The 22,583-nt window shown below is 43.4% G+C and carries 23 protein-coding genes; 11 read left to right on the top strand and 12 right to left on the bottom strand.

What is annotated here, in order from left to right:
• The first annotated feature begins 206 nt into the window (after positions 1–206).
• The 3 genes from PO830_RS09360 (at position 207) to PO830_RS09350 (ending at position 3,122) form a co-directional block, all read left to right on the top strand.
• A complete protein-coding gene (locus tag PO830_RS09360) occupies positions 207–1,490 on the top strand; it encodes a DUF2130 domain-containing protein (protein ID WP_272853298.1) in 1,284 nt (427 codons plus the stop codon).
• A 129-nt stretch (positions 1,491–1,619) separates the two neighbouring features.
• The gene (locus PO830_RS09355; protein WP_272853297.1) at positions 1,620–2,204 is read left to right on the top strand and encodes a hypothetical protein; all 585 of its coding nucleotides are present in this window, start codon (positions 1,620–1,622) and stop codon (positions 2,202–2,204) included.
• A gap of 147 nt (positions 2,205–2,351) precedes the next feature.
• Positions 2,352–3,122 carry a DUF6090 family protein gene (locus tag PO830_RS09350; protein ID WP_272853296.1) on the top strand — a complete coding sequence of 257 codons (771 nt, stop codon included), beginning with the start codon at positions 2,352–2,354 and terminating at the stop codon, positions 3,120–3,122.
• Positions 3,123–3,139: 17 nt separating this feature from the next.
• On the opposite strand, the gene PO830_RS09345 is transcribed toward PO830_RS09350, so the two are convergent.
• Complete coding sequence (locus PO830_RS09345; protein WP_272853295.1) at positions 3,140–3,979, bottom strand: hypothetical protein; 840 nt, start codon at positions 3,977–3,979, stop codon at positions 3,140–3,142.
• 149 nt (positions 3,980–4,128) lie between these two features.
• Between PO830_RS09345 and PO830_RS09340 the strand changes: the two genes are divergently transcribed.
• The 5 genes from PO830_RS09340 (at position 4,129) to PO830_RS09320 (ending at position 8,654) form a co-directional block, all read left to right on the top strand.
• Positions 4,129–4,971, top strand: a complete 843-nt coding sequence (locus PO830_RS09340; RefSeq protein WP_272853294.1) for a helix-turn-helix transcriptional regulator — start codon at positions 4,129–4,131, stop codon at positions 4,969–4,971.
• 61 nt (positions 4,972–5,032) lie between these two features.
• Positions 5,033–6,694, top strand: a complete 1,662-nt coding sequence (locus PO830_RS09335; protein WP_272853293.1) for a serine hydrolase domain-containing protein — start codon at positions 5,033–5,035, stop codon at positions 6,692–6,694.
• Positions 6,695–6,774: 80 nt separating this feature from the next.
• Positions 6,775–7,173, top strand: a complete 399-nt coding sequence (locus tag PO830_RS09330) for a DUF6326 family protein (protein ID WP_272853292.1) — start codon at positions 6,775–6,777, stop codon at positions 7,171–7,173.
• Between the two features lie 75 nt (positions 7,174–7,248).
• Entirely contained in the window at positions 7,249–7,752 is a 504-nt protein-coding gene (locus PO830_RS09325) for a hypothetical protein (RefSeq protein WP_272853291.1), read from the top strand.
• 107 nt (positions 7,753–7,859) lie between these two features.
• Positions 7,860–8,654: a DUF5694 domain-containing protein gene (locus PO830_RS09320; protein WP_272853290.1), complete on the top strand. Its 795-nt coding sequence runs from the start codon at positions 7,860–7,862 to the stop codon at positions 8,652–8,654.
• Between the two features lie 12 nt (positions 8,655–8,666).
• Here the strand turns inward: PO830_RS09320 and PO830_RS09315 are convergent, their stop codons facing one another.
• From PO830_RS09315 to mnmE, 6 genes are all read right to left on the bottom strand, one after another.
• Positions 8,667–10,109: an OmpA family protein gene (locus PO830_RS09315; RefSeq protein WP_272853289.1), complete on the bottom strand. Its 1,443-nt coding sequence runs from the start codon at positions 10,107–10,109 to the stop codon at positions 8,667–8,669.
• A complete protein-coding gene (locus tag PO830_RS09310) occupies positions 10,110–10,508 on the bottom strand; it encodes a hypothetical protein (RefSeq protein ID WP_272853288.1) in 399 nt (132 codons plus the stop codon).
• Positions 10,509–10,512: 4 nt separating this feature from the next.
• The gene (locus PO830_RS09305) at positions 10,513–11,868 is read right to left on the bottom strand and encodes a hypothetical protein (RefSeq protein ID WP_272853287.1); all 1,356 of its coding nucleotides are present in this window, start codon (positions 11,866–11,868) and stop codon (positions 10,513–10,515) included.
• 247 nt (positions 11,869–12,115) lie between these two features.
• A complete protein-coding gene (locus tag PO830_RS09300) occupies positions 12,116–12,643 on the bottom strand; it encodes a hypothetical protein (RefSeq protein ID WP_272853286.1) in 528 nt (175 codons plus the stop codon).
• 11 nt (positions 12,644–12,654) lie between these two features.
• Positions 12,655–13,446, bottom strand: coding sequence for a hypothetical protein (locus tag PO830_RS09295; protein WP_272853285.1), 792 nt, complete (start codon positions 13,444–13,446; stop codon positions 12,655–12,657).
• Positions 13,447–13,682: 236 nt separating this feature from the next.
• On the bottom strand, positions 13,683–15,077 hold the full coding sequence (gene mnmE / locus PO830_RS09290) for a tRNA uridine-5-carboxymethylaminomethyl(34) synthesis GTPase MnmE (RefSeq protein ID WP_272853284.1): 1,395 nt from the start codon (positions 15,075–15,077) through the stop codon (positions 13,683–13,685).
• A gap of 91 nt (positions 15,078–15,168) precedes the next feature.
• On the opposite strand from mnmE, the gene PO830_RS09285 reads away from it, so the two are divergent.
• Entirely contained in the window at positions 15,169–15,531 is a 363-nt protein-coding gene (locus tag PO830_RS09285) for a DUF4870 domain-containing protein (protein WP_272853283.1), read from the top strand.
• A gap of 44 nt (positions 15,532–15,575) precedes the next feature.
• Here the strand turns inward: PO830_RS09285 and dnaN are convergent, their stop codons facing one another.
• The 5 genes from dnaN to PO830_RS09260 all read right to left on the bottom strand — a co-directional run bounded on the left by dnaN (position 15,576) and on the right by PO830_RS09260 (position 20,345).
• A complete protein-coding gene (dnaN, locus tag PO830_RS09280; protein WP_272853282.1) occupies positions 15,576–16,694 on the bottom strand; it encodes a DNA polymerase III subunit beta in 1,119 nt (372 codons plus the stop codon).
• A 110-nt stretch (positions 16,695–16,804) separates the two neighbouring features.
• Positions 16,805–18,490, bottom strand: a complete 1,686-nt coding sequence (gene gldG / locus PO830_RS09275; protein ID WP_272853281.1) for a gliding motility-associated ABC transporter substrate-binding protein GldG — start codon at positions 18,488–18,490, stop codon at positions 16,805–16,807.
• Between the two features lie 3 nt (positions 18,491–18,493).
• Positions 18,494–19,213, bottom strand: coding sequence for a gliding motility-associated ABC transporter permease subunit GldF (gene gldF, locus PO830_RS09270; RefSeq protein WP_272853280.1), 720 nt, complete (start codon positions 19,211–19,213; stop codon positions 18,494–18,496).
• Positions 19,210–19,509 (bottom strand): putative quinol monooxygenase, encoded by a 300-nt coding sequence (locus PO830_RS09265; protein WP_272853279.1) that lies wholly within the window; start codon positions 19,507–19,509, stop codon positions 19,210–19,212. Before PO830_RS09265 ends, gldF begins: the two co-directional genes overlap by 4 nt.
• Positions 19,509–20,345, bottom strand: coding sequence for an SAM hydrolase/SAM-dependent halogenase family protein (locus PO830_RS09260; RefSeq protein ID WP_272853278.1), 837 nt, complete (start codon positions 20,343–20,345; stop codon positions 19,509–19,511). The genes PO830_RS09265 and PO830_RS09260 overlap by 1 nt, the downstream gene beginning before the upstream one ends.
• Positions 20,346–20,452: 107 nt before the next feature.
• Here PO830_RS09260 and PO830_RS09255 point away from each other — a divergent pair, with 107 nt between their 5' ends.
• Both PO830_RS09255 and PO830_RS09250 read left to right on the top strand, forming a co-directional pair.
• Complete coding sequence (locus PO830_RS09255; protein WP_272853277.1) at positions 20,453–21,406, top strand: PhoH family protein; 954 nt, start codon at positions 20,453–20,455, stop codon at positions 21,404–21,406.
• Entirely contained in the window at positions 21,406–22,368 is a 963-nt protein-coding gene (locus PO830_RS09250; protein ID WP_272853276.1) for a phosphoribosylaminoimidazolesuccinocarboxamide synthase, read from the top strand. The genes PO830_RS09255 and PO830_RS09250 overlap by 1 nt, the downstream gene beginning before the upstream one ends.
• Positions 22,369–22,583 lie beyond the last annotated feature (215 nt).

Below are 22,583 nucleotides of genomic sequence, written 5' to 3'. Positions count from 1 at the left end.
TGAAGACCAAGCTGAATGAAAAAAAGCCAGTGTACAACATTGTATAATAATAATAGCGGTTTAATCGCTAAAACGAAAGTGAAATATATAAATCAAACGATAGTAACAAACCGAAAAGTTAGTGCGTAAAAATCCGCTACTATTCTTATAAGTTACCGTTGTGGTGCATTTTGACGAACAACCGAACATTTTAGAAAATATAGAATATGAACGAAATAATTTGTCCTAATTGTAAAAAGGCATTTAAAGTAGATGAAGCTGGATTCGCCGACATCGTGAAACAAGTTCGAGACCATCAATTTGAAGAAGAATTAAATAATCGCCTTGCTCTTGCAGAAAAAGAGAAAGAAAATGCAGTTGAACTAGCAAAAGCTAATACCAAAAATTTACTTCAAGAAGAACTAGCCAAAAAAGATAAAGAGATATCGGAACTCAAAGCTAACAGCAAAAGTGAGTTAATGGAGAAACTTGCTGAGAAAGATAATCAATTAGCAGAATTAAAATCTAAAATTCAAAACGCTGAAACAGTACAAAAGTTAGCCATTTCTGAAGCTATCAAAGAAATTGAAAAACAAAGAGATTCTTTAGAAAATGACTTAAAAACAAAAGAATTAGAAAAACAGAATATAAAAAATTCTTTGGAGCAAAAATACTCGACCGAACTTCAAAATAAAGATGCAATAATTAAATTCAAGGAAGATGAAATTGCACGAGTGAAAGATATGAAACTTAAACTCTCAACTAAAATGTTAGGCGAAAGTCTAGAGCAACATTGCGAGATTGAGTTTAACAAACTTAGAGCTACTGCGTTTCAAAATGCTTATTTTGAAAAGGATAATGATTCAAAAGGAGGAAGTAAAGGGGATTACATTTATCGAGAAACTGACGAATCTGGAAATGAAATCATTTCGATTATGTTTGAAATGAAAAATGAAAATGATGAAACCGCTACAAAAAAGAAGAATGAAGACTTTTTTGCAAAACTTGATAAAGACCGAAAAGATAAAAATTGTGAATATGCAGTTTTGGTTTCACTATTAGAAAAAGATAATGAATTTTACAATTCTGGTATTGTTGATGTTTCTCATAAATACGAAAAAATGTATGTTGTTCGTCCTCAGTTTTTTATTCCAATAATTACATTACTTCGCAATGCTTCTATGAATTCTTTAAAGTACAAACAAGAACTCAATTTGATAAGAAATCAAAATATTGACATTACTAACTTTGAGGAAAAGATTGATGCTTTTAGAAAAGGTTTTGCTTATAATTATGATTTGGCAAGTCGAAAATTTATGACAGCCATTGATGAAATTGATAAAACAATCAAACATCTTCAAAAGACGAAAGAAGCTTTGTTATCTTCCGAAAATAATCTTCGTTTAGCGAATAAAAAAGCTGATGATTTAACCATAAAAAAATTGACTTACGGAAATCCTACTATGAAAGCAAAATTTGATGAAATTTCTAATGACCTTAAAAACAAATAATAAAAGCCATCACATAACAATGGCTATAAGTAATTGCTTGATCTGATCCTGCTCTAAATTTCTCAGTATAAACATCTCCCCCAAAACCCCTACCTTTACCCATTCACTTACAGTGGTTTACGATAACTAATGAAAACAATATTTAATAGGATTTGGGGTGTTCTGGGCGTATTGGTGTCGGCTTCCTCTTTGTTTAGCCTGGCACAGCGCGGTTTTGAGATTCCGTTAGCGGTAAGCCTTGCCGATCTGTTACAATACTACCGGACGTTGGTGTTTCCTATTTTTGAGGTGTTGTATACGCCTATTCATTGGCTGTTTCCTTCCTTCGAGATCCCCAGCTGGGTCACCGATGCGCAAGTCATCTCCATTGCCGCCACCAGCGTATATATAAAAGCGAAAAGCGCCTTGCGAGTAGAAGGGGAGCAAGCTCATTTCAAAACGGTTTGGAGTAAACTACAGACGACGCTTGTGGTTGGATTTACGTTATTCGGCTTACTCTTTGTCCCCATCATCCTCATCGCCATGGTCATGCTACCTGTATATTATGTAAGCGCCGTGCGGGCGTATACCCATTTAAAATGGTATCAGGTGGTACGTGTCTTACAATATGTCTGTGGAGGCGCCTTTTGGGAATATAACATCATGGGCGTGTATGGGTATCTCACGCTTGTTACGGTGTTTTGTTTTTATCTGCTCAATGGCATTCTGATCTAAACCCCAACGGCAGTACGAAAAAAATCATAGGAGGTTCTGATTGATTTCCGTAGCTATTCTCAAATTTTCCTACCTTCATCCCAAACTAACCAACTAACCAACTAACAAACTAACCAACTAACCAACTAACAAACTAACAAACGAACCATGATCTCCTTCTTCCGCAGGATACGAAAAGGCCTTGTTGCCAACAACAATCTGAGCAAATATCTGTTATACGCCATTGGAGAGATCGTCCTGGTGGTGATCGGGATCTTGATCGCTTTAGCCATTAACAACCGTCAGGAACGGCGCGCGTTAGCCGCCAAGGAGCAAACCTATTTAGCGGGATTGCAAGAAGAGTTTACCACCAGCCAGCGGAAACTGAAAGAACTCATCACGGTCAATCATCAAAATTTTGAAGGTGCCAAGCAGCTACTGGGGTTTGTTTCGCATACAGACAGCCTTCCTACCGAAGGCGAAGTATCTGAGTTATTATACACGACCTTAGCCTTAGACATTGCGTTTAATCCCAATAACTCCTTATTGCATGAGATCATTAACTCGGGCAGCTTAAAAGATATTTCGAATCCCCGATTACGCATTCAGTTAACCAATTGGATCGCCACCATTGAAGATGTTACCAAACAAGAAGACGACCTACGGATGCAACGAGAACACTTATTGAACCTGTTCCGAAGTGATGCCTATAGCCTTCGCACTGTGATCGATCAAACAGGGATTACCGAGCAATTGGGGATGACCCCTTTACCCATCCATCAAAGTAATATGGCGGTATTTGAGTCCGTTGCCTTTGAAAACAGCCTCCTCATGTTCCTACTCACCACTCAGGCGATGGAAACGGCCCACTATGAGCCGTTATTAGTAGCATTAGAGGAAATATTAGTGACGATTTCAGAAGAGATCGAAACTGAGTAAGTTTCGATACTACGCTTTTACTGATCGGTATCCACCATTTCCCGGTCAAACCGAACCACATACTCATCTACCCGATAGGGCAGGGTGCGCGTTGACGTATAGTACCCTTCTTCCAAGGTAGAGAAATCATATTCAAAGTCATGGACCAGACCATCATTGCCGATAACGGTCTTTAGGCCGTACATCGATATAAATTTATCAGGAAATAATATAGGTGCTTCAACAGCATAAAACGTGCTGATCATGTGCGGAACCGGTTCCGAATCCCAGTCGGCAACGTCAAGCCAAGTATCAACATAAACATCGTTATTTGTATTATCTACTTGTAATAATCGACCCTCGGCATCATGAACAAAAACATGTGCATAGTCATTGCCTGTAGTAGTCGTTAAATGGATTTCTTTAAAGAGCGATCCTTCAAAAAGGAGTTCCCATCGCGATTCAAAGGAAATGAGTTCATCTGCCCCATTGTATACATTGTGAGTTGCAATAAATTGTGCATCAGTATACAATTCCACATCATATTTTGCATATGAAATTAAATCTCCATTTTCGTATTCAAACGTGTGTAAAAGTAGAATGCCGTCTAATTGTCCTTCAGCAGTATATTCAAATTGATATTCTTGGTCATGCGTAGTAACCACCATTAGGCGGCCGTTTGCATCGTAAGAATAGTTACGGGAGACAATCCCCCCGGTTACGCTTTCAATAAAAAATGCCCTTATGTCTTGAGCGGTTTCATCATTCGTTTCGTCGTTTGCTTCGGAAGTGGTATCAGGTACCACAGTTTCATCATTTGAGCAGGCAAGTATGCCAAAAAGTAAGAAGATGCAAATGGTGTAGTGTAATGTTTTCATAGCATTTTATTTTTTATTGTTTTCTAATAGTCTGTATGACATCGAAGGGTTGCGTGAATGCAGTACTTTTTTAAGTATTCTTTACATATTTCTTCGGAATAGCCCCCCGAAATGTAAATAACCTCTCTTTTGTGTAACTTACCTTGCTAATGATCTACACACAGTCACGAGCTATAACCAACCTCATGCAACACCGATCTCAAGGCGAATTTTACGGAACACACCATCAGAAAAAGGTGTTTGGAAACATTGTGAGTACCGATACGGTGTACACCCATCCGAAAGTCGATTGGCACTACCATGAGAATCCATATTTCACGTATTTGTTGCAAGGAAAGCTATTCGAGGCCAATAAAAAGGAAGCCTATCACTTGGAAGCGGGCGACTTGTTATTCCATCATTGGCAGGATGCGCATTACAACATCAAACCGCCAGATCTTACCCGGGGATTTCATATCGAAATAAATACAGCTTGGTTTCAGGAACACGATATTGCCTTGCACGAAATGGAAGGAAGTGTGCAACTCCGTAATCCACACATAAAACATCTTATGAATTTATTGTTTGTAGAATTTAGCGTGGCCGATTCATATTCCAATTTTGGCGTTGAGGTGGGATTGGTGGAGCTCTTCGGAACACTTATGCTGGAGCATTCGACGACAACTGAAACCCCGCAATGGGTGCTGAGGCTACAACAAAAGTTGCATGAAGAACCGGAAACCATTTCTTTACAAGGGTTAAGTGCGGAAGTAGGGGTGCATCCCGCGCATCTGTCTCGAGCGTTTCGGAAATATTTTGGGGTAGGGATGAGTCAGTATGTACGGTTAGTCCGACTCAACACTGCCTTCCAACTCATGCTACGTAACGAATATACCTTAACGGATATCGCACACGCCAGCGGGTTTTACGATCAGAGTCACTTTATCGCGAACTTCAAACGGATGTATCACCGTACCCCAAAACAGCTACTGCAAGAATTGAAGGGATGTTAAGAATATACAATTTTTTAGCGGCAAGGCTTCGCATCTTTGTGTTTCATCAATCAATGTAACTATGAAGTTTCCGTATCGCATACTTGCTGTTCTATTCTTAGTCTCAAACTTCGGAATGGCGCAAAACATGGCCGATTATAACGGCGCCTGGGAAGGAACCCTCAGCAACCCCAAGAGTTTTCAGATCGAGGTTTCCATCCACGACTTCGGAACCAAAGAAGCGACGCTTGAATTATCCAATGAAACGCTTCGAGCCAACTTTCCGATAGTAAGCGAAAATGATTCCGAGTTTACCATTCCTATTTCTGAAACCCAATCCTTTCATGGGACATGTTCCGAAGACAAAGAAACCATAAGCGGTTTTCTGAAATCCGGATTGCTGTTATATCACATTATGTTGAAAAGAACGACCAACACTAGTTATTCGGGTATTTGGAATCTTTTGATGGTGGAGGAACTGCGTTCAGACAAGGTATATCTTAGCATAGAAAATGGCGATCAGGAAACCTATCAAGCCTACCCGTTTTTTGGGGATGATCGCTTTACGGGTACCTGGGCGTATGATTTTCAGAAGCAGCAGGACACCCTTAGCTTTTCAGATTTTAAAACAGGTGTAACATTCAGAGGGGTTTTACGGGAGACTGAAATCACATTAGAACTGTTTGTTGATGATTATGTAATCGCAACTGCAACGCTATCCCGCACGGAGGCCGAATGGAAGCGCGGCGGATTTACTTCGGAAAAGCGATCTTCTAAACTCAAATTTCCCGAATTAGAAGCACTTGTCGTGAATGATTCCTTTCCCAATACCCACGCCATTCTTGTGCAACAACAGGGAGTGTTGGTGTATGAACAGTACTTTGATGGATATCACGAAAACCTACCTCACGATATGCGTTCGGCTTCTAAAAGTATTTCTTCCACCCTGATGGGCATCGCAAAAGATGAAGGACTGTATGAATCCGTAGATCAATCCATTTTTGAATTTCTTCCGAAGGAATATCAATCGTATAAGAATTCAGAAAATGCGGGTATCGATCTAAAAAGTCTGCTGACCATGAGCTCCGGCCTGGATGCTGTAGACTTCGGAGAAAATGCAAATCGTGCCTCCCCTGCGACGGAAGAAAACTATCAACAGTCGGCCGACTGGACCGCGTCGGTGCTTCAAGCGGAAATGCTGTACCCACCCAATACCCATGCGAATTACGGTTCTGCCAATCCCTATTTGCTGGGCGTGGCGCTAGATTCCATGGTACCACATTCGATGGCGTTGTATATCGACAAAACGCTGTTTCAACCTCTGGGCATCACCAACTATATCGTCCAAACCGATTTGAATGGTAGGCCTTATTTCGGAGGCGGAATGTATCTTACTCCGCCAGACATGCTGAAATACGGCACGCTTTACCTCAATAAAGGAAGTTGGAAGGGGAAACGCATTGTTTCCGAAGCATGGATTGAAAAAAGTGTTACACCGTATCGCGCCCTGGAAAATACCACAAAACAGAATGTATATGGCTATCTATGGTGGCATGATATATATAAGGTAGGGAACCAAACTATTAACACCCTGGAAGCGCGTGGGGCAGGAGGGCAGTATATCGTGGTGATCCCTGAACTGGACGCGGTGGTGGTGATTACTTCCGGAAATTTTAGAAATGGCCGCGGACAGCAACCAGAGAAAATACTAGCCAACTTCTTGCTTCCCAAATTAGTAGACTAAGCAAATTTTATGGTATTCAGGCAACCTTTCAGAAGCCATCGGCGTCTTTATTAGAAAGAATCCTTTCTAATTACCCAACTATGACCATCAACACTATTGACGTCCGTATTAAATTAGCCGCGCTTTGGGCTTCCGTGACCTTTTGTTATCTCTATGGCGACTATTTTGAACTGTACACCCCCGGAAAAGTAGAAGACTTGATAAGTGGAGCGAATATTCTGGATAGTCCGATGAAGCTTTTGATTGCATCTATCGTATTGGCGATTCCTTCCATCATGGTGGCATTTTCGGTACTTTTACCAAGAACGCTCAATCGCATACTGAACCTTGTATTCGGATTGCTCTTTACGATGATGATGCTCTTTATCGGATTTAATTCGATGACCGAATGGTATGCCTTTTATGTATTCTTAGCTTTTCTGGAAAGCGCCCTCACGCTATGTATCATTTGGTATGCATGGAAATGGAAAAGAAGCTAAGGAGCAAGCTTCTGTAGGAGAAAACCGACTACCACAGTTTTCGTATATTTCTGGTACTAACGAATACTTTCACTTATGAAAACAGCCAAATTTTTCTTTGTTTGGGGCTACTCTCTGATGGCATTTCTGTTTTTCGGCGGAATGCTTTTTACCATAATTACCCAATATCCTAACTGGGATCACGATCTTCCGAATTCTCTGGTCGCCACCAACAATTTTTATGTCAAAGCCGATCCCGGCACCTTTTTTCAGCTCATGGGAAAAATAAATCTTCCCCTCTTTGTAGTTATGATTATTTTCATCTGGAAATCTAGCAAAGCTCGTAATTGGATGTTATTGCATTTTGTGCTGTTCGTGATCATAGGTCTCGGAACAGGGCTTTTAGTGTATCCTATTTTATACGAATTAGGAGCGGAAGATATCGCTACAAGACCGTTGGCTGAAATTGAAGCCTTGCTTAATCAATTTAAGACATTGGATACCATACGAATGTTTGTTGCTATGGTTTCCGTGCTTGCATTAATGATAGGATTGTCCCATTTCTTCAATTCAGTATATAGTCAAAGGGCGAAACTGTAACATTACCCTTTGAAGGTTATCTTTACGGTATGAAATGGAGGCTATTGTTACTCTTTATTTATTGTAGCATCGTAGTGTTGGGGTGTCGAAATTCAGAAGATGAAACGATGAATAGTTCCCAAAATTTCCCAACGCATCAAGCACTACTGCTAGGCACCTTCCACTATAATAATCCAGGACAAGATGTTGCTAAAACGAAGGGATTTGATATTTTAGGTGAGCCATCACAATTGGAATTAGATTCAATCGCAGCAGCCATTACTCGATTTCAACCGACCCATATCTTCGTAGAATGGCCGCACAATGAGCAATTTGAATTGGACTCTCTTTTGAACCTACATAGGCAAGGTCGATACTTTGCAAATGTTTCACTCAATGATTTCTATCGCAAGAACGAGATATTTCAGTTAGCATTCCGAGTGGCATCTTTGAAAGAAAATATTCGTGTATCTGGCGTCGATTACTATGGAACTGAATTTCCATTCGACAGCATGATGCGTGTCATTTCTAAAGCGCAACAAGATAAGTTACAAGATGAATTTCAAGAGGGGATACAGCGATTCACGTCCGATTTTGATGCTATGATTGAACAAGGGGCGAATATAGCAGCATTAACGAATCACTTGAATTCTCCTGAAATGCGCAAAAGGAGCAATACCTTTCACAACCAGCTACCCCTTTTGGCGGGCGATGATGACAATTTTATTGGACCTTTACTCACGGCTGCATGGTACAAGCGCAATTTATTTATGTGGTCCTTGATTCAGAAAAAAACTAAAAAGCATCAGGAAGAGCGCGTTATGATATTGTTAGGTGCGAGTCATGTGGCGATGATTGCTGATTTTATAGAAGATCATCCCCAATGGGAAGGGGTGGAGTTCTCCGAAATTTATGCTGAATAACCCTTCAACAGATTACTTCACCAATAATTCCACCCTCCGATTTAGCGCTCGTCCATTCTCAGTATTATTGGTGGCGACCGGCACTGATTCGCCATAGCCTTTGCTGCTTAACCGATTGGTAGTGGCGCCGTGTGCTTTAAGCCAATCTAAGACCGCCTTCGCGCGTTCTTCGGAAAGCTTCAAGTTATAGGCGTCATCTCCTTGAGAATCGGTATGACCACCAATTTCCAGTGACAACTCCGGATTTCGTTGAATGAGCGCGAGCACTTCCTGAAGTGTTTTTTCAGATTCGGGTTTCAGTACGGCTTTATCGGAATCGAAATAGATGCCGTACAATGACACCTTTCCGGTTTCTTCCAACTCTTGTTCAAGGTTGCTTCCCGTTTCCGGTTCTAAGGGTATGGTAACGCTTCCGGTATTGTTCGCAGTTATGGTTTCGGTAACGTCGTTGTTCTTATACCCTCCTTTTGAAGCATTCACCACGATCATTCCTGCCGGAACTTTTTCCGCAGTAAAACGTCCTTCAGCATCCGTCTTTACGGGATCCACCCCGGAAATCTTTACCAACGCATTTTCCAACGTCTCTTTCGTGGTGGCATCTATCACCAATCCTTCCATTCGGGCCGTGGGGATATCCCTCGGGTTAATAAGCAACTGAACGAAATCAATGGCAAATCCATCTCCCGTATCGGTTTCGGGATCGTCAATAAACAGCTTGAGTTGTCCGGTCTTCACTTCGGAAAGGAATTCAGGGAGGATCTGTACCGATAGCAGTTTACCGATAGGCCCCGTTTGTTCTAGTTCATTCACGAATTCACTGATCCAGGGCGTTTCCTTATCATTGAGCCACACCTTGTACTTGCTTTTAAAACGTTTGGGTTGAAAATCATCTACAAAGATCTGAAGCAAGGCGTGCTCGATCTGAGTGCCCTGTAGGTCGTATTGCAAGAGTAAGGGCTTCGGAAGGTTCTCAGGGCGCTGGGTTCTTCCGGTATAGCCGTCTTTTCGATTGCTTTTTTTGTATCCGCTAATCACCATGATGCGATCGGTTCCTGCGGGGTCTGTCTCATCCGGGAAAAAAGGATAGCGATGCACGGGAGTGTCTTCCCCTGAAAACGGATCAAAGCCCGGAGGCCATCCGAATCCAAAATTATCTACATCTCCGTAGCGATACACCACATCCGCTTTACTGGTTTGATAGGCGATATAGGTAGGTTGGGTCCATCCTTGCACCGTATCGTTCGTAGCATTTCGCTGAGCATTGGTGGCTAGCGCATCCTGCGTTTGGGTGCCAGTGTCTGGGGGGATGGATTCGGTTTCAGCAAGATCACTATCGCTGGGGGCATCCACTTCTGTTGCTGAAGAAGCGCTGCCGCTATTCTTGTCAACACTATTCTTACAATTGAGCAGCGTTAAGGCCACGAACAGGCAAAGAGTTGGAGTGAGCTTATTCATTTAAATACGTTTCATGTCTTTACTACAATTGTCCGAACTATTGTCGTTATAGGTGTTATTCTTGATAGTAATCGAAACTTTCTTCCAGGTTTCATTACCGCTTTGATCTTGCCATTTCACCATCCCTAAATACTGCCCCGGTTGCTGCTCTGTCAATCGATATCCTACCTCGTTTTCTGTAAAACGGTAGCGTGTGAGTCCGCCCAACTCCGTATACCGCCCAATAATTTCGCTGTCCTCTTCGAAAAAAGTAACCACCCGCCCGTCACAGCCCTCCCACGAGCCAATGATGTTCGTATTGGTATTAGCACCCATCAGCGGCGCGGTGGAAGTTGACTTACAACTCCCCAATAATACAATGCTCAGCAAGACTACCATCAAAAGTATTTTAGTTCTCATTGTATTAATCTTTACGTTGGTATTTGTCGCGCATAAATTCGAAATACATATAGCCAAAACGGTCGAACCAATCTTCCACGCCATAGCGGGCTTCACATTCGCTCAATTTGAGCATGGATTCGGAAAGACTTTCCAAAAGTTCTCCGTACTTTTTGTCATAGGCGGTTTCCAAATCGGTCACCGACTTCTCTATATTACGCCGTTGCGTCTGCCACGCTAAGCCTGAAACGCCATGAATTCCTGAAGCATTATCGCCAAAGGAGAGGGCTGCGTTCGAAAAATTCTTCGTGCATTTGTAAATGGTGGCGAGTTGTTCAAACAAATAACGAACCTCATTGAACTGTTCTCTTGCCGCTAAGAAGCAACCGGCACAACTGCTTTCATCGTCGAAACCCGCATCGGTAGTAGGCACCGCACAGAAAGAAGGAATGCGAGGTTCTCCGGGCGGGGGTGTAGCACCGATACAGCTTCCTAAGCCCGTATAGCTTTTATATAAATTGACAGCATTGTCTAAAAACGACTTTATACTTTTCAATTTGTCAGTAAGCTTTTCCACATCGCCACTGGGGTCATATCCATCGCCCATCTCGTCTCTCAGCTCACGTTCAAACGTGCCATCGTCCAGGTCTTCCCCGTTAAAAAAGCGGTCTTTATAAAAGAACCCGGGTGTGCCCCCTCCTTGGGCTACCGTAGAGAAGGAGAGACCGAATAAAAGGAGCAAGATGGTAGCCGACTTCCTACCCATTAGTTTTCCCGCTAATAACCCTATGACCAACAAGGCAACTCCAATGATAATGTACAAAACAGTGTTGTTTCCTCCGGAATCTCCAGAATCATTATTGGATTCACCGCTGCCAAGGCTCATTTCGCTTTCGGTGATCTTGGTAAAGGGACTCCCCAGATAGGATTTTTGAGGCTTGCTGGCCCGCACCATGATCGTAAAATTGATGGTTTCTTCGGAAGGAGATTCGATCAGTAGTCCAAAAGCACCAAAGGCCCGTATCTGAAATTGGATCATTCCATCTTCGGCAGCAGTTGAGGTTTGTGATTCTATGATATCGCCCCAGTTATCATAGACAAGGGAAGCTTTTAGAGGGTATTCATTTCCGAAGCCCTTCACGATCACATCTACAAATTGAAACATATCATGCCCCTGAACCACATAGTGTTTAAGCGAATCTACCGTACTTAGCGTTGCGATAAACGTTTCACCTTTGTGATCGCTACGCGTATCTTCTTTAAGAGTGAGTTCTACGGGTTTGATAGTTTCGTCCAGGGTAAAGGGCTGTGCCAGACTTTGGAAGGAGCATAGCAAACTGCAAACAAAGACGAGAGCGGTGGTTAGGTGTGTTGTGGCCATTGTGATAGGTATGAGTAATTTGGTTAGGAACACTAGGTTCAATCATTCAGACGTAATTGATTTGATGCCAATAAATTACTTAATTTCCTTGGAATGCATAAACAATTAATCAATAACTTCATCACAGGCAGGTATTTGCAGCGATAGAAGGCGATATACCTCTGAGAGCTTTTTAAACGAACGTGCTCTCTAAAGACATTAAAAAACCGCCAACAGGTGGCGGTTTCTCTATGGCCAGGTAAGGAGATTATTTGTTCACCGGCTCGATCACCAGCGTAAAATCACCTTCCGTCAGCCCCTCGGCACCTACCACGGCGATCACCAGGCGGTACGGATTGTTGATGGCGAGTAAATGTTTTACGGTTCGCGTATGGTCCTGGGTTTTTCCAGACCATTTTCGGTCCCACTTATAATCGGCCTCACAGCGTATACAGGAAGCAAGATCGGGTGGTACCGCGTCATTCTGTATGCCCGTTTGAAAGGCATAAATGCTGAAATTCTGTGACGGATCTTTAGGAATAACGGTTGCGGTGAGTTCTGTATACTTCGGAATCACGCCCTCAAAAAAAACGTGATTGCCTGTAAACTTGTGCTGCTGAATGGATACAAAGCAGGCATTGTTGCTTTGCCAGGCCCAGGAGAGGTCTGATAACTGAGCTCCGTTGGCTAAATTTTCTTCTAAGGAAATTTTCTGATTGAGCGGTTCCTCAATTTTAATCGTTTGCTGTGCCATGCCTACAAAGGGGAGGCACAATAGGAGAAAGATTGTTTTCATATGGGTTGGTTTTAGTCGCATTCGTTTTTAACGGCTTCGAAGGTTTCTTCGAGTTCTATTATTTGTTCGTAGATCTTTAAATAGTCAGAAGGCATGACACTTTTACTGCTCTTAAATGCTTTCGCATACAGGTTCTTGGCTGCCTGATAGCAGTCGTAGCAAGCATCTTCATATTCTAGGATGTCTTCGCATTCCGAATCGTCATCCTTATCAACAGCCCGTTCGGCAATTTTCAGGTCTTGCTCGAACTTATTGAGGTTTAGTTTGCTTTGGCAGTAGGTGTTGAATTCTTTGATGAGATCGTTATAGGTGCGTTTGTCGGTATAAAACACACGCTTATCACGTATCATATTGTATTTGTGCTGCACCCACCTGTCCCTACTATCCTCCATTTCTTCCACCTTTCCTTCGTGCGTATCATCGCCCCCATCAAAACATTTGTCTTCCCGGGTGCTGCGGGCCTTTAAACAGGATTTACATTTGTCGATCATCACGTCAAACACGCCCACTTCGGCGCGATCGTCATCGGCAAGGGCTTCCTTATAATCCTTGCTTTTAGCTACCGACCAGCCTTCGTCTTTGCAGTATCTGTTAACATCCCGGGTGTAGCTGTCTAAGGTCGACTGATTACAACTGGCACACACCTTTTTCTTAGAACCTTTTACAGTAACCGTGACACAGTAGCCTTTGCAATCCTCGTCTTTGGAACAGGGTTCGTTGGCATCATTTTGAGCGAGGACCGTGCTTAGGCTTAGTGTGACGATTAATAAGAGCAGGCTCCCCTTACATTTTAGCGTTCTCATATGTTATTGATTTTAAGTGAATACTAGAAGGTGTTTTCGGGGAGCGTATGTTGAACACCTTGTTGTTGAGAATTGGGTTGATATAAAACGAAGGTATCTAAAAAACTCGTTTGTTCGCTGAAAATGAGAGGCTCACCCCTAAAAATGTATGAAATCCGGTAGGGGAATACCTAGGTTTTGTGCCGGTTGTTTTGAAAGATAAACAACGAGAAAAGAAGCAGGAATACAATGCTTAATTATTTCCCGATACAGAAATTCGCGAAAATGTTACCGAGCAGCTCGTCGTTGGAAATTTCTCCCGTAATTTCGCCAAAGTGATATAAGGCTTGTCGAATATCAATGGCCAAAAGGTCGCTAGATATCCCTGTATCGAGTCCGTACCGAACGGTATCAATCTCTTTTAAGGCTTTTAATAACGCATCGTAGTGGCGCGTATTCGTTACAATGGTCTCATTGTTACGTAGCGCGCCGGTATTGACAAAGTCAAGTAGGGACGAAGTAAGTTGTTCTACGCCTTCTCCGTGTTTCGCTGAAATAAGCCTGGCTTCAGGAATTTCAGTGGTAACATTTTCCCTTTGTGCGTCCGAAAGTTGGTCGGCTTTATTAGCCACCACCAGGAGGGGTTTCTGCGGATATTGTTCCTTAATTTTTTTGACTTCGGAAGCGATCGATTGCAGGCGCCCTTCCTGTAGCGCCGTTACTGTATCCATTAAATAGATCACTACTTGTGCCTGTTCGATCTTCTGAAAGGTTTTCTTGATCCCAAGGCCTTCAATGGTGTCTGAAGTATCTCTAATTCCTGCCGTATCGATAAACCGGAAGCCGATACCGCCTAAGACGATTTCATCCTCGATGGTGTCGCGAGTAGTGCCTGCAATGTCACTCACAATGGCACGTTCTTCGTTGAGCAGGGTATTGAGTAAGGTCGATTTCCCTACGTTGGGTTCTCCTACGATGGCGACTGGGATCCCGTTCTTAAGTACATTGCCCGTTGCGAAGGAATCGATTAGGCGCTTTAACACCTTGGTGATTCGGTCGAGTAAGGCCCGAAACTCCTCCCGATTGGCAAATGCTACATCTTCTTCTGAAAAATCGAGTTCCAGCTCAATAAGCGATGCAAAGTTGAGCAGCTCCTGCCGTAGTTGTTGAATTTCACTGGAAAATCCACCTCGCATTTGTTGTATCGCTAGTTGGTGGGATGCCTCACTGTCGCTTGCAATCAGGTCGGCTACGGCTTCCGCCTGACTCAAATCCATTTTGCCATTCAGGAAGGCGCGTAGGGTAAACTCACCTGCCTGGGCCATGCGCGCGCCTTTCCGAAGCACGGCTTGAATGATCTCTTGTTGTATAAACGGACTTCCATGACAGGAGAGTTCTACCACATCTTCTCCGGTATAACTTCTAGGGTTCTTAAAGATCGTAGCGAGCACCTCGTCTATGAGTCGATTGTCTTCTTTAATATGTCCCAGATGAACCGTATGACTGGGCTGTGCGGCGAGTTTCTTACCGCTTACCGAATGGAATAGGCTAGACGCTATTTCAATGGCTTCCGGCCCCGATAGACGAATAATAGCAACAGCACCTGCTCCAGAGGGTGTGGCTAAGGCTACAATAGTATCCTGATGCTTCATACCGCAAAAATACACAATATCTGTCCGCTACAAACTGTAACAATTTCGAAAAAATCATACCAATAGAACGTAACCAATCAATCAAAAAACCATGGAAGTTATTAATTACACAGAGAAGAAAGAGGATACTACCACGGTATCGCTCATGCACTTGTCCCAGCTTTTGGGTTACTTTATCGGCTTCGGAAGCTTAATTGCTCCCTTAGTGATTTGGCTTTCTTCCAGAGACCGCATCGAAGGAATGGACGAACACGGGAAACAGGCGGTAAGCTTTCAACTTAGCTTGTTGATCTACATTTTTGTGAGCATTCCATTGATCTTTGCCTTGGGGCTAGGATTGCTTACACTCTTGTTTACGGTCGCAATCGGCTTTGTCATGCCGGTGGTAAATGCGCTGCGTGCCGGCAGAGGAGAAGCGCCCAATTATTTTATGACCATTCGATTTTTATCATAAAAAAACCCGCCTCAAGGCGGGTTTTTTTCTTTTTGACTACATCGTTAGTTGTTCAGCATCACGGGCATCACTAACATGGTAACCGACTCCCCTTCATCGAGTCCGTCGACAGGCGTAAGAATGCCCGCTCGATTTGGCAACGACATTTCTAAGGAAACATCATCGCTGGTAAGGTTGTTGAGCATTTCGTTCAAGAAACGAGAGTTAAAGCCAATCTGCATGTCGTCACCCTGATAATCGCAGGTAAGACGTTCTTCTGCTTTATTGCTGTAATCGATGTCTTCCGCGGAAATATTAAGTTCGGCCCCGGCGATCTTCAAGCGAATTTGATGGGTGGTCTTATTGCTAAAAATACTCACACGACGCACGGAGTTTAAGAATTGGGTGCGGTCGATTGTCAGCCTGTTTGGATTTTCCTTCGGAATCACCGCTTCGTAGTTGGGATATTTCCCATCGATCAGGCGACAGATCAATTCGGTGTTTTCGAACTGAAAACGCGCGTTGCTCTCGTTGTATTCGATGGTTACTTCTTCCTCACTTCCGGCTAGAATTCCTTTCAACAGGTTCAACGGTTTTTTCGGCATAATGAATTCGGCCGTTTCATTGGCGGTCACATCATTTCTGGAATATTTTACCAATTTGTGCGCATCGGTAGCCACAAAGGTGAGGCTTTCCGAAGAGAATTGAAAAAACACGCCGCTCATTACGGGGCGCAAATCATCATTTCCGCTGGCAAAAAGTGTTTTGCTAATGGCGGTTGCCAAAATATCGCCTTCCATCACCGTGGTAGAAGGATCGCTAAGACTTACGGCGCTAGGAAATTCTTCTCCATCGGCATAAGCAAGGGCATATTTTCCGTGATTACTACTGATCTCAACCGTATTGTTGTCTTCCACGGTAAAGGTTAAGGGTTGCTCCGGAAACGTTTTTAAGGTATCCAACAACAATCGGGCAGGAACGCAAACACTGCCGCTTTCGCTGCTTTCTACTTCAAGTTTTGAAGAAATGGTCGTCTCCAGGTCGGATGCAGCAACCGTCAGCAGATTTCCGTCGAGTTGAAATAAAAAATTATCGAGAATGGGAAGCGTATTGTTGGTATTGATGATGCCCCCAAGCACTTGTAATTGTTTCAGTAGATAAGAACTTGATACAATAAATTTCATGAATGTATTTTTTCGGTACGATCGTATTGGTTTCGCTCCTGAAGACCAGCGCCCTCAGTAGTACAAATATATTTGAAATGCCTTGGTTGCTAAAACAAACTTATTAACAGTTATCGACGAAACGAACGCGTTCTAAAGAAATGAAAAACGAATCCGATGATCCCAAGCAACACCAACGGTAATAAGACGTTAAGGAGTTGCCATAGGGTGCGTTGCTCGGCGGTTTTCTGCGGATCCAAAAAAGGAACCGCAATTTCCTTGGTACGGATGTTTATAAGTCCGCTATCATCCAGCAGATAATTCACCGTGTTCAGAAGAAATTCTTTGTTTCCGAAGAAGGTTCCGGTGTATTTATCGAACCCCAGCTCTATAGGGCGTCCTTCTTGCAATTGGTTCACGATCACATTGCCATCACTAACAATCACCATTTTGGTAGGGTCGCTGCTATTTTTACGGTTGGGTAGTGACAAGGGAGGCACCCGATTGTTGTAGACCGAAGTAAAAGAACCTTCAAGCAGCACCGCTAGGGGCAAGGGGCCACTATTAAAATCGCCCTGTTGTGGCCCTTCATTGACCAATTTCAGATTTTTGGGAATCTCCTCATCGTAATCAATAGGAGTAGGCAATCCCACAGCTTTCGATAAGGGAGAAGTTTCCAGTAACACCGTCTTCTTGATCGTGTTAGGAAGGGTGTCAATAACACTGGCATATTCTAATTTTACCGCCTCGGTATTGGTCACAATAGGATGCCCTTCGGCCCCTCCCACAAGGGGGAAATACAACCACGGATAGCGATTATATTGTGCCTCTCGCTCGTTACCACTGGCTAGTACGATGGGAGCCGAGTAGATGTCTTTCACCAGATTAGGATTCACCCGAATTCCGTACTTAAAAAAGAAATCATTAAGGTTCAAGTCACGTCCAAAGGCAAAGTTGTTTCCGCTCACCGTATCGGTTTGTTGCTGGGTCATATCCACCAGCCAGAGGGAAGCCCCGCCATGCATGGTATATTGATCGAGGATGTATTTTTCGGCTTCTGAAAAGGTTTCGGTAGGTTGCGCACTCACAATAAGGTCGTACTCCTGCATAGACGCTAACGTTCCTTGGGGATTGGCCGCAACCGAATCGAGCGTAAAAGGAGCAATGAAATAATAGTCCCGAAGGGTGGAAAAGAAATCGGCTATATAACGATCGTCTAATTGGCCGTTGCCTTTCAATACCGCAACTTTTCGTCGTTTCGGCTGGGTGAGTTTACTGAAGCCATCGGCGAAGGCATATTCTAAGTTTTGCAACGAATTGGTGACGCGTTCTTCAGTAGAAGTTCCTAATTGGTTTTTTAGCAGCGGAATTTTAACGGTCTTACCATTATAATAGGCGAGGGCCCATGGATAGACCAATTCGGTGGTGAGCTTTCCGTTTTCTTGAACTTCTACCTGCGCAGGAGTGAGTCCGAAGCTATTGAGTTGTTGCTGAATGGCGGCACGATCGTCTTCTCCTTCTAACGGATCGACAAAGGCCACTTTAAGATTGGGATTGTAGGCTGAAAATTCTTCCAGCAACTGTCGAGTTTCCACTTGTAACCTTCGGAATTCCGGAGGAAACGACCCTTTTAAAAATACATCAACAATAATGGGCGAATCTACCGAAGCAAGGGTATTTTTGGACGCTTCCGATAGGGTATATCGCTGGTCTTGGGTGAGATCGAAACGGGTATATACTTCCGAAGCGATCCAATTCATAACGACGAGCAACAGTAGCGTCCCCCCTAAAATGACTATGGGTTTTTGGGTCTTCATCGATCAGCGTTTTTTGGTGTTAAGTTGTACTCCGGTGGCTACCAGAAATAGGGCGGAAATACTTAGAAAGTATACAATGTCTCGCGTATCGAGTACGCCTCTGGCGACACTGTCAAAGTGACTTTTGAGTCCGAAATACGACAACTCCACTGAAGGAAGCAGCGCGTCGAGCGACTCAAAACCATAGTAGAGTAGAAAGCAAACAAATACCGCGGTGATAAAAGCGACCACCTGATTGTGCGACAGAGTAGACGCAAACACCCCGATCGCGGTGTAAGAAAACACCAGAAAAAGGAGGCCTATATACGACCCTACGGTACTTCCCACGTCCCAATTTCCAGAAGGATTTCCCAAAGCATCAATACTTATGATGTAGAGAAGCGTAGGAACTAAAGCGAGAAGAATTAAAAGGACCGAGCCCAGAAACTTTCCTAAAACAATCTGCCAAAGCGCGAGGGGGCGGGTGACTAAAATTTCTATAGTTCCCATGCGGTATTCGTCGCTAAAGGCCCGCATGGTCACAGCGGGAATGAGAAACAAGAGTACCCAGGGGGCCAATTCGAAAAAGGCCGATAATTCGGCAAAGCCCGAATCGAAAATATTAAATGTTCCCGGAAAAACCCACAGAAATAGACCGTTGACAATCAAGAAAATAGCAATCACCAAATACCCGATGGCACTGGAAAAAAAGGAGTTTATTTCTTTTTGAATAATGGCGATCATGGTGCTACAGTGTGTAAGGTGTCGACGCTCCACGCTTGCGCTTTAGAACGAAATTTTGGTTTGGTTGTTGCCCACACTTCCTTAAATAAGGCACTTTGACGATAGGCTTGAAGGTACGTATCATCCTCCCACTTGCTGTACGTGAAGAAGATAGCCGGATCGTTCTGATCGCGATACAATTGTAAAAAGGTACATCCGGGGAACGATCGAATGGTACTCTTAACCGTTTCGAAATGCGCCAGAAACGCTTCCGTATTGGAGGGGTTAAATTCCATTTTTACAATTCGTGTCAACATTAGTTTTTAAAATTTACGGTAATAGTATCACGATAGGCAAGTCCAAATAAGGTAGACGCGCTTCCTACGGTGGTAGGGTTGCTCTTGTAGATGGCCAATTCAAGATACTGGGAAGAGTTCCAAAGCGCTAGCTTTTTACCGTCTTCTTCCCGTTTCTCCTTCGGAAGCTCAAAATTGATGGCATCGCTATAGTGCGAATAGATCTTGGTAAATCCGGCCCGCCGTGCGGTAATTTTGAAGGGGCGGCCCTTTCCAATTTCCTCGAACAAGGTTTTGGTAATGTTACAAATCACGTTTCCGTAATTATCAATGTAAATCACATTCCCGATAATTTGGTTGTTTTCGGCATTGACCACCGGTTGAATCCCTTTGAGTTCTTTTAGTTGGTCGACAGGCTTCCCTATAACCTCCAGCGTTCCTCCCCGGCAGATATGACAGGCCACTTTTACAAACACATCCAGGACAGGGAAGTTACTGATGATTCGATCGTGAATATTTATTTCAACGATCTTCTCAGGTTTCACCACCGATGCCAGCATGGAGATGATCCCATTATCCGCACAGATAAAATAATGTTCATCTAAATATACCGCAATATGTGTGTTCTCCGGGTTTAATTCGGAATCTATCCCAATAATATGCACCGAACCCTTTGGAAAACTGCGATACGCGTTTTGAATGATATACGCGGCTTCCGTCAGGTGGAAGGGCGAAATGCTATGAGAAATATCGACAATCCGAAGCGTATCCAATTCAGAATACAACGCCCCTTTCACGGCTCCCACAAAGTGGTCCTTCTCACCAAAATCGGTTGTAAGCGTGATAATGGGCGTCAATGGATTGTTGATATTTTGTTAAAACAACTCCTGCAAAAATAGGCTACTTTTGTTATTGTAAAAACTATATTTACAGGAAGTATTCAACTCTTATAAACAACCTGCTTTTGAACGAACTCATCATCGAACTTACTGAAATCAATCCACGCGATTTCTTCGGCCTTCAAAATGCCAATATCAATCTCATAAAGAACTATTTTCCGAAGCTAAAGATCGTTGCCAGAGGCAGCAAGCTCAAAGCCTATGGTGATGAAGAAGAGTTAGAACTATTTGATACCAAGCTCACCATGTTGCTCGATCAATTTGCCAAGTACAATAAATTGGATGAAAATACCATTGAACGCGTATTGCAAAGCAACCGGCGAGAAGAATATGAAAGTTCGGCCAGCAGTGGCGATGTATTGGTTCATGGGGTAAATGGCCGATTGATCAAAGCGCAAACGGCGAACCAACGCAAGTTAGTGGACCTCACCAAGAAGAACGATATGGTTTTTGCGATCGGTCCCGCAGGTACCGGAAAGACTTATACCGGTGTCGCCCTTGCGGTGAAAGCCCTAAAAGATAAGGAGGTACGCCGAATTATCTTAACGCGTCCTGCCGTGGAAGCGGGTGAAAATCTAGGGTTTCTTCCGGGAGATCTTAAGGAAAAGCTAGACCCTTATATGCAACCGCTTTACGATGCCCTTCGCGATATGATCCCACATGAAAAATTGGATTCGTATATAGAGAAGGGGGTCATACAAATTGCTCCCATGGCGTTCATGCGCGGGCGTACCTTAGATAATGCCTTCGTTATCTTAGATGAAGCGCAGAATACCACCCATGCTCAAATGAAAATGTTCCTTACCCGTATGGGTAAAAGCGCCAAGTTTATGATCACTGGCGATCCGGGTCAGATCGACCTGCCTCGGCGGGTGATCTCAGGATTAAAAGAGGCTTTATTGATTTTGAAGGATGTAGATGGCGTTGGAATGATCTATCTGGATGATAAAGACGTGATTCGTCACCGTTTGGTGAAGAAGGTGATCGCCGCATACAAAGAAATTGAAAATCGAAACTAATGAGCACCCAGCAAACCATCACCGATACTAATTTTCAGTTCCCCGGTCAGCGTTCCGTATACAAGGGGAAAGTACGTGAAGTATATACCTTGGAAAACGATCTTTTAGTTATGATCGCTACCGATCGCCTCAGTGCCTTTGATGTGGTCATGCCGAAGGGAATTCCTTTTAAAGGTCAGATCCTGAATCAGATCGCCACAAGCATGATGAAGCGTACTGAAGACTTGGTGCCCAATTGGTTACAGGCAACTCCCGATCCCAACGTAGCGATAGGGAAGGCGTGTACACCTTTTAAAGTGGAAATGGTTATTAGAGGGTATTTAAGTGGTCATGCCGCGCGGGAGTACAAGGCCGGAAAGCGCACGCTCTGTGGCGTTTCGATGCCAGAAGGAATGAAAGAAAACGATACGTTTCCTGCTCCCATTATTACTCCGGCGACAAAAGCCGAAAAGGGCAATCATGATGAAGATATTTCGCGAACCGATATTTTGGCGAAGGGAATAGTTTCAGAAGCAGATTACGCTGTATTAGAGGACTATACTCGCAAACTTTTTCAGAGAGGAACCGAAATCGCGGCGGAACGCGGACTCATATTGGTGGATACCAAATATGAATTCGGAAAAACCAAAGAAGGTGAGATTGTGCTTATCGATGAAATTCACACGCCGGATTCGTCTCGATATTTTTATGCTGAAGGGTATAAAGAGCGACAAGCAAAAGGACTTCCGCAGAAACAATTGTCGAAGGAATTCGTGCGACAATGGCTTATCGAAAACGGATTCCAGGGAAAAGAAGGGCAACAGCTTCCGGAAATGTCGGATGCCTACATTCAAACAATTTCAGATCGCTACATAGAACTCTATGAAAATATTACCGGGCAATCCTTTCAGAAAGCAAACACGAATAACCTCCATAATCGAATAGAGGAGAATGTCCTTCATTATCTTTCCCAAAAAGCTTAACATTTCTTACTAATGCTTTCATAATGTTTAGGTTAAACTTGTGTTAAGTGCACCTTTCTCGAATAGAAGAGATTCAGTACAGGCTTTTGTGCTAAACGGTTGACTTTTAGATAGCTGTTGTTAGCATAGGCTATGAAATGCTCACAGTGGTCTTCCAGTAATTTTCTCTTTAGCAATACTTTAACAGAAATTAACAAAACCGTAAGAGGAGTAGC

It is taken from the genome of Altibacter sp. HG106 (assembly GCF_028561755.1).
GTDB lineage: Bacteria > Bacteroidota > Bacteroidia > Flavobacteriales > Flavobacteriaceae > DFVG01.
The sequence above is the reverse complement of the archived record's forward strand: the minus strand, read 5'-3'. Positions and strand labels throughout refer to the sequence as shown.